Origin of the sequence: Paraclostridium dentum, from assembly GCF_048568265.1 — a bacterium.
GTDB lineage: Bacteria > Bacillota > Clostridia > Peptostreptococcales > Peptostreptococcaceae > Paraclostridium > Paraclostridium dentum.
In genome coordinates, this window is record NZ_CP183813.1 from 1,593,369 (window position 1) to 1,608,836 (window position 15,468).

Genomic DNA, 15,468 nt, shown 5'->3' on the forward strand with positions numbered 1-15,468 from the left:
TTTAATACGGTTATTTTTTAATTTTATTTAGTTTTAATTTATATTTACTTTATAGCTTCTACAAATTTAATAATCTCGTTAGATGTAATATCTATTTGATCTTTATTCCCTATTAAAGATTTCCCATCACCTTTTTGTTGTCCATAATCTCCAAATCCAGCATGATTCCCTCCTGGAATTTCAATAAATTTAGAGTTTACAGGCATTAATTTTTTTGCATCTTTTACCTTATTTAAATCTGCAACTTTATCATTACTTCCCCATAAAGACAATACATTTATTCCACTTTTTGTAAAATCCTTATTATCTTTAGGATATGATGCTAACAGCACTAAACCCTTTATTTTACTGTCTTTTAATGCATAATCAGAAGCCATAACCCCACCTAATGAGTGTCCTCCTATAACCCATGAATTTATATCTGGGTACTCATCTAATATATTCTTAGCTTTATTAGGTGATAAAATTGCTAAATTGAATTTCATTTTACTTAATATAACTGGATATCCTTTAGACGCTATCTCTTTAGCCATAGGTGAATATGCACTATTTTCTACTTTAGCTCCTGGATAAAACACAAACCCAACTTTCTTTTTATTTGATTTAGGATTAAATAAAATATCCCCATTTTTCTCAATTTTGATATTCACATTAGAATCTGACTTTAATGATTCTCTCGCATATGATTGCGATTTATAATAAGAACTTGTGTAAATAAAAAATATACCTACTAGTATGGTTAAAGTAGCAACTATACTAATACTAATCTTAAATTTTAGAGATTTCTTTTTCATTATTCTGCTCCTTTTTTAATTTTCATTTTAATCCTATAATATATTCTTAGTTTTGTCTATATGATAGTTGTTTATATCAAACATTTCAAAACAAATAAAAAATGCTAATAGAATAATTCCATTAGCACTTTTTATTTGTTTTGAATTTTTATTTTATTCTCAAGTAAAGAATCATAAATAGGTGGGCAATTTAATAAATTTGCAACCATATAAGCAACTCCACAAACAACTATGCTAGGCCCTAATTGAGTAAATGCACCACTCATTTCAAATACTAGTATTAGTCCAGTAATCGGAGCTCTTACAACTGAAGCAAACATTCCTGCCATTGATAGTATTATTATATTATTTATTAAATTTGTATCTATTCCTACTAGGAATATACTTGATTTTGCAAATATAATTCCAACCAAACTACCTAAAGTTAATATAGGAAATAATATTCCTCCAGGTGTATTTGGAGCAAAACTTATAAGTGAAAATATGTATTTAGATGCTAAAAGAATTATAGCCATTTTTATAGTTACTCCGCTAGAAAATAAATGGTTTATAAGGTTATCTCCTCCACCTAGCACTTGTGGTAAAAATATACCAAATAAAATTGCAAACATAAATGAAATTATCATTTTATATCTTGTTTTACAGTTTATATTAGAAAAAATATCTATAGTTTTAAGTAATCCTTTATTGTATATAACTCCACAAACGCCAATTACAATACCTAAAATAACTAAAAGTATATAATATTTAGACGGAATAGATATAAGCTTATTTATTTTTAAAGTATGTTGTTCTCCAAAAAATAGCCAAGTTACTAAATCTGAACTTACACATGCTGCTATAGATGTTACAAATATCATCGGAGAAAAGCTTTTATGTACTTCCTCTAAAACAAACATAACTCCTGCAAATGGAGCATTAAAAGCTGCTGCGATACCTGCTCCCGCTCCACTTGAATATAAATAATTGCTTTCTAATTTATCTAATTTTAACTTAGATGATATCCCATGTGCAAAGCTTGCAGCAAGTTGAATCGATGGTCCTTCTATTCCTAATGATAAGCCCGCACCCATAGCTAATACTCCATTTATAAACTTGCTTTTTAAAATTTTAAAAGAATGTATTATATTTAATTTTCCTTTTAAGCAACCTTCAATTTGTGGAATACCACTGCCTGATATCATAGGCTCCTTCTCTACTGAATATCCAACCATGTATCCAATAATAGCAAACACTAGTATTCCTAAAATTGTATATGCTAAATTCTCTGACATAAGGTGGTAAGCATTTAAACTTATTTTCTGAGCATAACTTGTACAAAGTCTATACATAGACACTATAAACCCTCCACATCCACCTATTAATATACTTTTTAGGATAACTTTTAAATTATCTTTAGTATTTTTCATTGTATCACCTCAAAATAATATTACCCCTCATTTGAGTATATCTAACTATAAAGTTTAATTTGAATTTTATGTTCCAATTTATTTTTAAATTTTAAAATAATAAAAAATAGATTTATCATTAATAACAATAATAAAATCTAATTTTTAAATGTAGTGAAAAAAATATTAGAAGTAAGTATCTTTAAAAGAGAACTACCGTTTGGTGAGATTGGCAATTGATTTTACTTTGAACACATCTTTGAGATGAACCTACATCTGCCTTAGACGCATATAATATAAATATTTTAAAAGAAATACTTTTCAAATTAAAATAAAACATCTATATTATTAGTGACTCATGATAAAAATTTTGCAAAATCAGTTGGATATAAAATCATTACTATGGAAAATGGATGTATACAAATTTAATTTTTACAATTAAAAGGATATTGTGATTTTTAGTCTAATATATCTAATATAATAGTTAATTAGATTTAATAATATCAATTAAATTTAAATGTAGGGGGCTATTTCATGGTAGTTTTTACTTTATTTTTATTTTTATTTTTTTTATTTTATATGTATTGTTTAAAAAACGAAAAACTAATACTTCAATATGAAACTTTGGATTCTAATTATTAATTTTTAAAAAATAAAAGACTATATAATAGATTTTCTATTATATAGTCTTTTATTTAGTTGGTATTAGTTATATGTTTTGCAAATGGTACTTTAATGTTAAATTCAGTTTCCATATTGTCACTTTCTACATCTATAGAGCACTTATACCCTTCTAATAACTTTTTAATTGAATATAGTCCATATCCTCTATTTTCGCCTTTAGATGAATATGCCATTTCAAATATTTTTTTAGTATCTTTTATTTTTGAACCATTATTCTTAATGCAAATATTATAATAACTTTCTTCTTCGTAAATATCTACATGAACGTATTTGTAATCTTTTTCAGAAAATTTCAGTTCATCAATTGCATTATCTATTATATTTAAAAGTATAGAACTTATTTCTGAATCTGTTAATTCTATATTTTCTAGTATACTATCAATACACGCAGTCAAATCTATATTATATTTAGATGCTCTTAATTTTTTAGTATTTAATATAGCATCTATGCAGTGATTGCCCGTCACAAAATCGACAGATACATTACTATCATAATCTGCCATGCTTAAAATATATCTTCTTGCATCTTCAATTTTACCACTTGTAACTTGCATAAGAATTATTTGCAAATGATTCATATAATCATGTCTTTGAATTCTCAGTGCATCTACACTATCTTCCATTTGTTTTAAGTTTTTTTCCATTAAACTTTTTTCTAGTTCATTTAGAGCTTTTCTTTTATCATAATTTATTACCATAAAAATTAAGACAATCAGTATTAATATTAATGATAGCACTACAAAAATCCTTGCTATAATTTCTGCATCGTAGTGCATTCCACTCACACTGTATAAAATTAAAATTAAAATTCCAATTATAGCCATTATTAATACACTTACATATAAAAGTACTTGCTGCGCATACTTATTTTTTTCAGATATATTTTTTAAGTCCACAGTTTGTTTAAAATATTTATATTTTATTAACTTCATAAAAATAGCCATAAATAAAATAGCCATATAACAGGCTAATATCCTTAATATTGAATTATTCAATATAAAATCAAGATTTATTCCCATAACATTTATAAGAGTAATTGTTATTACTTCTGATGTCATTCTTATTCCTAATACTATAGCAGTTATAATAAATGATTGAGCTATATTTAGATTACTAAAAAACTTTACAATTATGGCTGAAGCAACAAATAGTAAAACATTACTAACTCCTAAAGGAACTATTTTATCCAAAAAATACCAAATAAACACATATAAAAATGACATATATACTATATCTTTCCGTTTAATATCTTTAATTGCTATTCCAATAGAATAAAACATAACTAAAGCTTCTGGGATACCCATTAAAATTATATTTGAAATACTTATATTAATCACCCCTTGCACAAGCCTCTATTTATCATCATTTTTTTACATTTATCTACATTTTCATATTAACATATCTATAATATTTTTACTACAATTTAAATATAAGTTTATAACTTTCTTTTGTAGTTTCTTTTCTAAATTAAATGTTTTTTCAAAAACAAAAAAAAGATTTGAGTTTCCTCAAATCTTTTTTTATTAGAATAATAATATTAAACCAACTATCATAGCTGATAAAGTACTAACTAAGAAACCACCTATCATACCTTTAAATGCTATGTTAGATATCTCTGTTCTTCTTTCAGGACAAAATACTGATATCCCTGATATGCAAATACCTATACTTGATATATTTGCAAATCCTGCTAAAGATATTGATATAACTAGAGCAGTTCTAGGATCAAGAGTTTTAATTATTTGTCCTAAGTCCCCAAATGCTATGAATTCATTTAATACCATTTTGCTTCCTAGTAATTGTCCCGCTGTTAATACATTAGAAGGATCTAGTCCCATTAATAATCCAAGTGGAGCAAATACATATGATAATATTTGTTGTAAAGATAATCCTATTACACCTAACCCACCATTAACTAAAGCAACTAATCCTGTTATAGCTATTAATGCTGCTCCTATACCAAATGCCATTTGCATACCGTTAGTAGCACCTTCTGATATAGCAGACATTATGTTTGTATGCGCACCTTTTCTATCCATTTCTACCTTTTTAACAACTTCTTCATGTTGAGTTTCAGGTATTAATAGTTTAGAAACTATTATACTACTTATTGGAACTAACGCTCCTGCTATAAGTAAGTTTTCCATAGGTATTCCCATTCCTACATATCCCATTAAAACAGTAGCTGACATACTTCCCATACCAGATACTAAAACTAACATAAGTTCACTTGTAGTCATTAAATGTAAGTATTTACTTACAAGTATTGGAGATTCTGTTTGACCTAAGAACATATTAGCAACTGCAACGAAACTTTCTACTGCACTTGTTCCTAGTACCTTTTGTATTGCACCACCAATTATTTTAACTATAAAGTTTATAATTCCTAAGTAATAAAGAGCTCCAACTAATGCTCCTATAAATACTATGTTACCAAGAACTGATATTGCAAATATGAATCCACTTTTTCCATCAGCTAATGGCCCAAATACGAAAGTTAAACCTTCCATTCCATAACCTAATACATTAGTTACAAAGTCAGAAACTACTTGTACAACAGTTCTACCTATAGGGAATTTTACTAGGAAAAAGGCAAGTACAAATTGTATTAGTAAAGCCTTTCCTATCAATTTCTTGTTTACCGACGATTTGTCAGAAGATGCTAGGTAAAGTCCAGCTAATAACACTATGATTCCTAAAATGTTTAAAATTATTGACATAGCTTTCTCCTTTTTCTTTAGTTTTCTCAATAATATATTATACACTATTTTCGACATTTTTCTACCACTTTTTGATTATTTTTACAATTTAATTTATTTATGTGGTTTAATTAATCATTTATACTACTTATTCTCTGCATTTTTGAGGTTTTTATTTATACTTTATGTAAAAATGGGATATCATAAATATCCCATTTTAACTTTTAAGCTTCCAGCTTATTTTAACTATATTCTCAATGTTTTTTTTGATCTATTGCTAATCTATTTGCTGCAAATAAATTTATATTAGAAAAAGCATCAACGCTAACATTTGGCTTGTATATAATTATATCTCTACAAGCTATATATTTATGATGGTGTATAACACTTACATTAGAAATTAATCGGCTTATATTATTATCTAGTAAATAATCTACTATTCTACCTAAATTCATTTCAGATGTATTTTTAACGTAAAAATTTTTAGTATTTGTATCAAAAATCAATATATTTGGAGTGTTATTTATATCATTACATACTTGAAAACTTTTTTCATCTTTTATTGGTATACATATTTTCAATGTAATTCCTCCTTATTTTTAATTCTTTGCTATAATATATGAAGATTTTTTATCAAAGGTGTTATTTTTTCTACAAATTACTTTAATTTTCACGCGCCAAAAATACAAATAAAAAAAGAAAGCATAGCTTTCTTTTTAATTAATGTGAATTTTCATCTACATTTGTCTGATTTATACATTCTTTGTAAGAGTCATTAAAAAGTCTATACTTTATATACTTTATATCATCTAGTATATATCTATGTTTTATACTATTTGTGTCAAACTTACAAATTTTAAATGAATATTCTATAAATAATCCAAATACCAAGGTGGTTATTACCGTCCCTATCCCAATACTTCCACCTAGTATAAATCCAAATATAAGAGCAAACATTTCTATACATGTTTTGATTGTTTTAACTGGTCTTTTTGTTTTTTTGTGAAGTGCTACCATTAATCCATCCCTTGGTCCACTTCCATAACCAGCTCCTATATAAATTACACAACCAATTCCTATAATAAACATCCCTATAAATAACATTATAAATCCAATAACTATATTTGTTGATACAGGGATTATATTATTTATCATAAAAAAGTCCATAAATATTCCAATTAAAAACATATTTAAAATTGTTCCGACACCTAAATTTTCACCTAAAAACATATCTACGATAACAACTATTATTCCAAGTAGCATACTTGCCTGCCCCATAGTAATTCCTAAATTTTTTGATAATCCATGATGAAATGCATCCCAAGGTGATAATCCTAAATTGGCCTGTATAGTTAAAACTATTCCAATTGAACAAACAAATAAACCTATAACTAACCGTATAAAGTTTTTCATTCCATGCTTCATTATATTCGCTCCTCTATTTTGATTTAAACTATAACAAAACCTCCATTAGGACTTATAATTTGTCCTGTTAAAAAATCTGAATTGCTACTTGCTAAAAATAATGCACACTGTGCTATATCATTAGGTGTGCCAAGCCTCATTAAAGGTGTTTCTTCTTTTAGCATTTCAAGAGTATCATCTGATATATTGTCTAACATATCTGTTTTTATAACTCCTGGAGCAATACAATTTACTTGAATATTTGAAGGACCTAACTCTTTTGCTAGCGCCTTAGTCATTCCAATTATAGCAGCTTTACTAGTAGAGTAATGAACCTCATAAGATCCACCAACCATTCCCCATATAGACGATATATTTATTATTTTTCCACTCATTTGAGGTATCATATATTGTAAAGCTTTTTGAGTTGTGAAAAAAACACTATTTAGATTTGTGTTTATTACCTCACTCCATTCTTCATAGCTTATATCTGTAAATAAATTGGTTCTACTAATGCCTGCGTTATTAACTAAAACGTCTATACTTTCAAATCTTCCAATGCAATAGTTTACCATGAAATTTACTTCTTCTTTTTTTGAAACATCTGCTTTGTATGTATCTACTGATAATCCTCTGCTTTTCAAATCGTTATATAATTCTAAAGCTTCTTTTTCTGAATTATTATAATTTATTAAAACATTATAATCATTTTCAGCAAATAAAGTAGCTATAGCTTTGCCTATACCTCTAGATGCACCTGTAACTAATGCCGTTTTTTTACTCATTAATCTCTCCCTTTCTCATAAAATTTCAATATTCAATCACTATTATATATGAATACCTATTATAATAAAAGAAATATAGTATAAGTATTAAAAAAACATACTAAAGCCAAAATAAGAATTTGGCTTTAGTATGTTTTTAGTCATATATCATTTTTTTAGTCATGCCACCATCAACAATTATATTACATCCGTTTATAAAGTCATTTTCATAATGTGTTAAAAATAAGCATGTATTTACTATGTCTTTTGGTTTACCTACTCTTCCTGATGGATGAATTTTATGATCACTTTCACTTAATCCCTCATAGTCCTGAGTTTCTATCCATCCAGGACTTATTGCATTAACTGTTATTGGAGTATTCGATAATGATATAGCCATTGTATTAGTTAAAGATATAAGCCCTCCCTTTGAAGCTCCATAACTTTCCCATCCAGATTCATTTTGATTAAATCTAGTAGAAGATATATTTACTATTCTTCCATAACTTTCATTTTGATTGGCTTTTATAAATTCTTGAGAGCATATAAAACTTCCTCTTAAATTAACATCTATAACTTCATCAAATTCATTTAAAGTTATGTCATATATAGATTTGTTAAACCTGCTTATAGCTCCATTATTTATTAATACATGAATATTTTTATATTTTTTTACGACATCTTTAAATACATCTCCAATTCTTTCTTCATCTTTTAAATCTGCCTTGTAAAAAATTATATTCTTATTATCAAAGTTATATTCTTCAATATCTATTGCAATAACTAATGCATTTAACTTTGCATACTCTGTGGCAATAGCTCTTCCGATACCATTACTTGCCCCTGTAACTACTACAACTTTATTAGTATACATATACTCCCTCCCCACTTTGAATAGTTTACATAATTTAATTATTTTATTAATCCTCTTGTTTAGTCTTTGCTATAACAATTTCTCTTATACATACATCTTGAGGCTGGTTATAAGCAAATTCTACACAACTTGCTATTTTTTCTGGATCAAGACCTGCTTCTATAGTTTTTTTCCATTCATTGTAATTATCTTTTATATTCACATCTGTTGTATGTGATAAAAGAGGAGTTTCTACAACACCTGGAGCTATAGTTATAACCCTTACATTTGAACTTGCAACTTCTTTTCTCATATTTTCTGTTATTGCATGTACTGCAAATTTTGTACCACAATAAACTGAGTGATTATCAAATGTCTTTCTTCCCGCTATAGAGCTTATATTAATTATTGTACCTTCATTTCTAGAAACCATATCATTTAATACAATATTAGTTCCTGTAAGTATACCCTTTATATTTACATCTATCATATTGCTCCATTCTTCATAACTTTGTGTATTAGGCTCTCCAAGTAGCATTATACCTGCACAGTTAACCAAGCAATCAACTTTTCCAAATTTTTCTTCAGCTTCTTTTATAGCTTCTTTCATTTTTTCTATATTTGTTACATCCACTGATTTACATAAAGAATTAGGTAAGTTTAATTCTTCCATTTTATCAAGTCTTCTAGATAATAATAGTACCGGATGACCATTATTAGATAATTTTTTTGCTATTTCTCTTCCTATTCCTGAACTTGCTCCTGTTATTACAGCTAATTTTTTCATACATAACCTCCATATAACTATTTTTATTATGGAATAATTATATATTCTTTGATATTATATTGTAAGTACGCACATAATTGTTATATAGTGAACTAGAAGTAACTATTGTGCATTTTCAACAGATTCATCGGAGGAAATTTATGAAAAAATCTATATTAACATGTGAAATAGAAATAACATTAAATGCTATTGGTGGTAAATGGAAACCTTTAATACTTTATTATTTAATAGAAGAAGGAACTAAAAGGTTTGGTGAAATTCAATCATTTATTTGTAAGGTATCTCATAAAACTTTAACTACCCAATTAAGAGAATTAGAATCTGATGGATTAATATCTAGAACAGTTTATCCAGAGGTTCCTCCTAGAGTTGAATATAGTATAACAGATAAAGGTATGAGTTTATACCCAATACTTGAGGCAATGTGCGAGTGGGGAGAAAAAAACTTAACTGATAAATATGAACTTATAAACCCTCAGTGTAAATAATTATAAAGGTGTATAAACACCTTTATAATATTTCTATATAAACACCCTTTTCCATCTTTGCTTTTGCCTTTGTATTTATAAGTTCTACACTATTATCCAGCTCTGATAACGAATATACTTTCCCTCGTATACCCACTCCGGGGTCTATAAGTCTTGTTTTCCCTTTTATAAATATATCGTACTTATCTTCATTTATCCTAAGTTTTACATTTTTGTTTAATGATTTCATTAGACTTTTTATTTTATTATTTTCAGATCTGTTAAGTATGTCTATTACCTCATTATCTGTTTTTAATATATCTTTTAAATTCAACTCATTCTCATCAATTGCAATTTTTATTGCTTTAGATAGCTTATCATAAGAATATCCATTTATGGGATTCATAAAGAAATCTATAACCTCTGTATAGTATAGCTCTAAAAACCATCTAGCTGATTCTATATCATTTGTAACAATTTCTCCATTTACTACTTGTATATTTTTTAAAAACTCATCTATTTCACTTTTCTTTGTAAATCCATATTTATACATATCTCTTAAAGTATAATCAACTCTATCTGCACATAATTTAGGTGCTTTTCTTTCTAGTATAGTCCATTGCTCTTCATTTTCTAATATCTCTTTAAAGTTATATCCATACTTATTTAATATATATGGAATTTTAGAATTTATTACAACTTCATCAAATATAAGTTCATGATAATCTTCATCACTATTATTAAATACAAAATCTATTACATGTGAAAATGCAGTATGTGATATATCGTGAAGCAATCCCGCTATTTGCTCTTTTAAACTTCCCCCTAATAACCTGATTAATAACATAACACCAATTGAATGTTCGAATCTATTTACATTTAATTCTTCTTTAATTAAATACGTAGCCCCTACTTGATGTATATGTTTTAATCTTTGTACTGCATCGCAATTTATAAGTTCTATCAAAACATCCTCTAATTCAAATTCTCCATATATGTAATCTACTATCTTATTTTCCATATAACCCTCCTTAATAACGTCTTATAGCTTTTTATATTATATCATATAAAATAAAAATACTAGGTTTTACCCTAGTATTTTTATTCTATATACGACTTATAAGTTTATGTTTTAATAACTTAAATTCATTTTCATCTATCACATTTAAATCTAATAGATTTTTTAATTTTAATAGTTCATCTATTTGAGATACTTCTGAGTATTTTTCAATTTTTTTATCTCTACTAGGAATTATATCTAATTCAATTGAATTTATTTTATTTTCTTCTTCAATATGTTTTTGATTTAGATTTTTATCAATGAATTCTTTTTTTCCTTTTTCTATATCTCCTTTTTCTATAGTATTTATATCCTTTGGATTTACTTTATTATCATATACTCTACAACTTTGAATTCTTACAAGAGTATCTATATAACTTTTTACCATAAAAGCATTTTTTAAAAGTATATTTTTATTATTATACAATTCATTCATTGTATTTTTCAGCGTTTCATAACTTTCTTCATTTAAAATAAATCCTTTATTGTCCAAAGTATCTAAACATATTTCATAAAGTTCTTCTTCATTATATCCATTAAAATCTAAATATAAAGGAAATCTGTAGTTAAGTGATTGATTTTCTAATAATATTTTATCAATTCCAACTTTATTACCTGATATAACTAGTATTATTTTACTTTTATTTTTATCTATAAACTTGATAAGCATAGATACTATTTCATTATAATTATATTCATTAATAAGTAAATCAAACTTATCTATTAAAACTACTTTACCTATAGACTTATTTAATATATCTTCTAGATCCATCCCACTGTTTATACTAGATACTATCTCATCTTTATCTATTTCAACTATACTTTTAGCTTTTATAAGACCTTTGCTAAAATACATTTCAGATAAAATGCTTAAAACTCTTTTTTTACCTGTACCTGTATCTCCAGTAAAGATAATATTTTTATATTTATTTATTCTACTTCTCTTTCCTAGCTTTTCTCTTTTTTCTTCTATTTTCATTAGTTTATACTGACTTCTTAAAAATTCTTTAGCTTTACAATTTCCTTTTAAGTTGCATAGTTTTTCTTCTAAATCAAAAGTGTTTTCATAGTCTGACATGTTTATCTTTTCTATATCTTTAACCGTTATTAAATTCATTTCATAAACACTTATGTCTTCTTCAGCTATTCTAATACTTTGATTTCTAATCAAACTTTCAACATAATTTCTTACCATTCTACCATTGCCTGACTGTGAATCAGCCTCTTCATATATAGCCTCAAAACTTGTTTTTAAAGATGTATACGCATTTTTAGATAACTTAAATCCTTTATTCTCAATTAATTTTATAGCCATTTCTAGCAACTCATTTGGATTATAATCCTTAAAAACTGTCCATATAGGAAATCTTGACTTAAGACCTATATTAACATCAAAAAAGTCTTCCATTTCTTCTTCATATCCAGCAAGTATAACAACTACGTCTTTTCCGTAGTCTTCGATTAATTTAAGTAATGTTTCTATAGCCTCTCTTCCTAGTGAATCATTAGCTAATGTATAAGCTTCATCTATAAAAAGCACTCCACCTATAGCTTCTTTAAACTTCTCTTCTGTCTTTTTAGATGTTTGTCCTGGCAGTTCAGATACAAAGCTAGATCTATCTGTCTCAACTAGTTGTCCTACTTTTAAAAGTCCCATACTATTTAGCATCTCTGCAACTAATCTAGCAATACTAGTTTTTCCTGTACCAGGATTTCCTGCGAACACCATATTTAAATTTTGTTCAATTTTTGTACTTACTCCTGCTGATTTTCGCTTTTCTTGAGCTACAATTAGTTTATATTGGCTTCTTAATAAGTTTTTAACTTCTGTTAATCCAACTATTGAACTTAATTTTTCCTCAAGATCAAATTTAGTCTTTGCTTTAAAGTTAAAGTTATCTCTCTCTAATAAATCTATTTGTTTAGATTTATCTGTTAGATATTTTTTAGAAGCATCTAATATAGCATTTTCAACTATATTTCTAACAAACCTTGCGTTTCCTAAATCATTTTTACCATTTATTTGATTTTTTGCAAATAAATCAATTAGATCATGCTTTACATTTTTTGCAATTCTATATCCCTTTGATTTGGCAATATTTAATGCAATTTCGTACATTTGAGTAGGAGTATAATCCTCAAAATGAATAATATTTGGGAATCTTGATTTAAGACCTGAGTTAAATGTTAAAAATTCTTCCATATCTTTCTCATACCCAGCTAAAATCACAACTAAATCATCTCTATTGTCTTCTACTCCCTTAAGTAAAGCATCAACAATTTCTTTTCCTACTTTATCATCATCACTTTCACATAATGAGTATGCTTCATCTATAAATAAAACGCCTCCTATAGCAGAGTTTATTATATCTATAGTTCTTTTTGCTGTATCAGCTATATTTTCTGTAACAAAGTCAGCTTTACTAACTTCTCTGTATATTCCTTTTGATAAAATCCCTAGAGAATTTAAATATTCAAATGTTATTCTTGCAGCGTTAGTTTTACCAGTACCTGCATTTCCTGCAAAAATCATATTTAAAGATATATTAGATGTCTTAAGTCCTAAACGTTCTCTTATTTTTTGAACTTTATAATTGTTCTTCACATTATTTAAAAATATTTTTAAATCTTCTATCCCTATTATAGAATTTAATTTATACTCAGCTTCTTCTACTGTAGGCATTGAATATTCATTTAAATTCAATTCTTCATCATTTATTTTACAGTATATGTCATTGTCTTTAACATATATAAGCGCATCAGTTATAGTTTTTAATCTCTCTTCTCTTATTAAATTTGTTAATGGCTTGCATAGTTTATAAGAAACATATTCACTTATTCCAAAATTTGAATCCTTTTGATATGTTTCTTGAAGGAATCTGCATATTCCAAAATATTCATCACCCTTGTCATCTTCATTTATATCTAATGTTATTTTAATATTAAATTCTTTTTCTACATTTCTAATAGTTTTTAATACTTCTCTTTTTACCACTTTATTTCTTTCATTTCTGTTTAATGGTTTTGTATGTAGAATTTTATCGACATTCCATTTGAATTGTTCATTAAAATATTTATCTATTTCAAATTCTTCATTGTTGCTAATATATACTAAAAATTTATTATGACAAACAATTTTATCTATAGTACCTGATTCCTCATTATCTGCTTTAACTAAAAATTTGTTTTTTATGATATAATCATCATTTAAGTTTAAGCATGAATTTGGATATAAGCTTGATAATACTTTTAGAATTTCTCCGCTTGCTTTTTCTATATTTTTAAACATTACACAAGCTGAATCTGAACTTAATTTTTCATACAAATCTGTTAAAAAAGCATTATACCCTAAATTAAAATTATATGATCCTAAGTCAATTTCATCTACTTGTGGATTATCTAATAAGTCGGTACCTTTTAAATTTTCAAATATTCGTCTTATACTAGTTTTTTTTGCGGTTTCCTTTTCTCCAACTAAAACTAAAATACCTTTTTCATTTTTTGAAAACTTATAGTTAAAGTAGTTACATAAATCTTTAATAAATTCATTTTGCCCTATAAGTTCTTTTTCTAGGCTTTTTTGTATCTCTGTAAATTTTTCATTTATATTTATCATTTTTATCCCCTTTCTAAGAGTTTATAGATATAATCGCGTGTCTAATCTTCTATCATAATCAGACCAGCCATCATTTTGTGATTTTTCTTTAATCTGATTAATTTTATTCATAGTTGCATCTATCCCATCTGCAAAGTTTATTATAAACGACTCTTCCATGTTACATTCTCTAGGAGATCCATATTCAAGTTTTCCATGATGTTGTATTATACACCCTTTAACTCTTCTTATAAAATCTTCACTAAACTCATAACTTATTTCATTTATAGCTTTATCTATCATTTGAACACCTATTGCTATATGTCCTTCTAACTCACCTTGCAAAGTATACTTAAATGGACCTTTGTAATCTAATTCATAAAGTTTACCTATATCATGAAGTTTCGCTCCTAATATCGATATCTCTTTATTCTTACAATTATATCTATCACAAAGTATCTTGGATAAGTACATAACTCCAAGAGTATGCTCTGCTAAACCTCCTATGTAGTTATGATGCATTGATACCCCACCTATTCCCTTTTTAAACTTGTCCAAAAATTCTTCATCTTTAAAAAAGTAATCATTTAAGACTTTAGCTTCTTCAGATTTTATAAATTCATCACTTATGTCTTCTATCTCTTTTAAAATATCTTGAATAGGTCTCTTTACTTTTGGTAAATAGTCATCTAATTCATAATCAGACTCTATTATCCTTACGCTTTTAACTTCATCCATAGTTGGTTCTTTTTTACTCTCTATCTCTATAACTTGACCTGGTTTTAACCTAAATTTATTAGATATTCTAGCTTTAATTTCTTCACTTCTATCTGTAAGTATATACGTTGTCATATTGCTATCTTTATGTATTTTTTTCATTACCATTAATGATGTTTTAAAATTTTTATTTATATCTATATCCTTTAGAAATTCCTTTTTATGAGTCATGTTATCCTCCTTTTAAATCATATGT

The 15,468-nt window shown here is 26.5% G+C and carries 13 protein-coding genes; 1 reads left to right on the plus strand and 12 read right to left on the minus strand.

The window, feature by feature from the left end; all coding sequences use genetic code 11:
• Positions 1 to 44 precede the first annotated feature (44 nt).
• The 9 genes from ACN6I1_RS07155 to ACN6I1_RS07195 form a co-directional block, all read right to left on the minus strand.
• Positions 45 to 794 carry an alpha/beta hydrolase gene (locus ACN6I1_RS07155; protein WP_419743275.1) on the minus strand — a complete coding sequence of 250 codons (750 nt, stop codon included), beginning with the start codon at positions 792 to 794 and terminating at the stop codon, positions 45 to 47.
• Between the two features lie 131 nt (positions 795 to 925).
• Positions 926 to 2,203 (minus strand): ClC family H(+)/Cl(-) exchange transporter, encoded by a 1,278-nt coding sequence (locus ACN6I1_RS07160; protein ID WP_419743276.1) that lies wholly within the window; start codon positions 2,201 to 2,203, stop codon positions 926 to 928.
• 674 nt (positions 2,204 to 2,877) lie between these two features.
• A complete protein-coding gene (locus ACN6I1_RS07165; protein WP_419743277.1) occupies positions 2,878 to 4,203 on the minus strand; it encodes a sensor histidine kinase in 1,326 nt (441 codons plus the stop codon).
• A gap of 186 nt (positions 4,204 to 4,389) precedes the next feature.
• Positions 4,390 to 5,586 (minus strand): NupC/NupG family nucleoside CNT transporter, encoded by a 1,197-nt coding sequence (locus ACN6I1_RS07170; protein WP_419743278.1) that lies wholly within the window; start codon positions 5,584 to 5,586, stop codon positions 4,390 to 4,392.
• 233 nt (positions 5,587 to 5,819) lie between these two features.
• Positions 5,820 to 6,146: a hypothetical protein gene (locus ACN6I1_RS07175; protein WP_021430476.1), complete on the minus strand. Its 327-nt coding sequence runs from the start codon at positions 6,144 to 6,146 to the stop codon at positions 5,820 to 5,822.
• A 139-nt stretch (positions 6,147 to 6,285) separates the two neighbouring features.
• Complete coding sequence (locus ACN6I1_RS07180) at positions 6,286 to 6,990, minus strand: YczE/YyaS/YitT family protein (protein WP_419743279.1); 705 nt, start codon at positions 6,988 to 6,990, stop codon at positions 6,286 to 6,288.
• A 23-nt stretch (positions 6,991 to 7,013) separates the two neighbouring features.
• Positions 7,014 to 7,754, minus strand: coding sequence for an elongation factor P 5-aminopentanone reductase (gene ymfI, locus ACN6I1_RS07185; RefSeq protein WP_419743280.1), 741 nt, complete (start codon positions 7,752 to 7,754; stop codon positions 7,014 to 7,016).
• Between the two features lie 136 nt (positions 7,755 to 7,890).
• A complete protein-coding gene (locus ACN6I1_RS07190) occupies positions 7,891 to 8,607 on the minus strand; it encodes an SDR family NAD(P)-dependent oxidoreductase (protein WP_419743281.1) in 717 nt (238 codons plus the stop codon).
• Positions 8,608 to 8,653: 46 nt separating this feature from the next.
• Complete coding sequence (locus ACN6I1_RS07195; RefSeq protein WP_419743282.1) at positions 8,654 to 9,373, minus strand: SDR family oxidoreductase; 720 nt, start codon at positions 9,371 to 9,373, stop codon at positions 8,654 to 8,656.
• Positions 9,374 to 9,513: 140 nt separating this feature from the next.
• Between ACN6I1_RS07195 and ACN6I1_RS07200 the strand changes: the two genes are divergently transcribed.
• The gene (locus ACN6I1_RS07200; protein ID WP_025163093.1) at positions 9,514 to 9,861 is read left to right on the plus strand and encodes a winged helix-turn-helix transcriptional regulator; all 348 of its coding nucleotides are present in this window, start codon (positions 9,514 to 9,516) and stop codon (positions 9,859 to 9,861) included.
• 22 nt (positions 9,862 to 9,883) lie between these two features.
• On the opposite strand, the gene ACN6I1_RS07205 is transcribed toward ACN6I1_RS07200, so the two are convergent.
• The 3 genes from ACN6I1_RS07205 to ACN6I1_RS07215 form a co-directional block, all read right to left on the minus strand.
• Entirely contained in the window at positions 9,884 to 10,861 is a 978-nt protein-coding gene (locus ACN6I1_RS07205) for an HD domain-containing protein (protein ID WP_419743283.1), read from the minus strand.
• A gap of 85 nt (positions 10,862 to 10,946) precedes the next feature.
• Positions 10,947 to 14,516, minus strand: coding sequence for an AAA family ATPase (locus tag ACN6I1_RS07210; RefSeq protein ID WP_419743284.1), 3,570 nt, complete (start codon positions 14,514 to 14,516; stop codon positions 10,947 to 10,949).
• A gap of 21 nt (positions 14,517 to 14,537) precedes the next feature.
• Entirely contained in the window at positions 14,538 to 15,443 is a 906-nt protein-coding gene (locus ACN6I1_RS07215; protein WP_419741421.1) for an HD domain-containing protein, read from the minus strand.
• Between the last annotated feature and the right edge of the window lie 25 nt (positions 15,444 to 15,468).

Coding starts and splice junctions, on each gene's coding strand:
- ACN6I1_RS07190 (WP_419743281.1), bottom strand. CDS start 8,607: ATGTATACTAATAAAGTTGTAGTAGTTACAGGGGCAAGTAATGGTATC.
- ACN6I1_RS07170 (WP_419743278.1), bottom strand. CDS start 5,586: ATGTCAATAATTTTAAACATTTTAGGAATCATAGTGTTATTAGCTGGA.
- ACN6I1_RS07180 (WP_419743279.1), bottom strand. CDS start 6,990: ATGAAGCATGGAATGAAAAACTTTATACGGTTAGTTATAGGTTTATTT.
- ACN6I1_RS07205 (WP_419743283.1), bottom strand. CDS start 10,861: ATGGAAAATAAGATAGTAGATTACATATATGGAGAATTTGAATTAGAG.
- ACN6I1_RS07215 (WP_419741421.1), bottom strand. CDS start 15,443: ATGACTCATAAAAAGGAATTTCTAAAGGATATAGATATAAATAAAAAT.
- ACN6I1_RS07210 (WP_419743284.1), bottom strand. CDS start 14,516: ATGATAAATATAAATGAAAAATTTACAGAGATACAAAAAAGCCTAGAA.
- ACN6I1_RS07160 (WP_419743276.1), bottom strand. CDS start 2,203: ATGAAAAATACTAAAGATAATTTAAAAGTTATCCTAAAAAGTATATTA.
- ACN6I1_RS07155 (WP_419743275.1), bottom strand. CDS start 794: ATGAAAAAGAAATCTCTAAAATTTAAGATTAGTATTAGTATAGTTGCT.
- ACN6I1_RS07200 (WP_025163093.1), top strand. CDS start 9,514: ATGAAAAAATCTATATTAACATGTGAAATAGAAATAACATTAAATGCT.
- ACN6I1_RS07195 (WP_419743282.1), bottom strand. CDS start 9,373: ATGAAAAAATTAGCTGTAATAACAGGAGCAAGTTCAGGAATAGGAAGA.
- ymfI (WP_419743280.1), bottom strand. CDS start 7,754: ATGAGTAAAAAAACGGCATTAGTTACAGGTGCATCTAGAGGTATAGGC.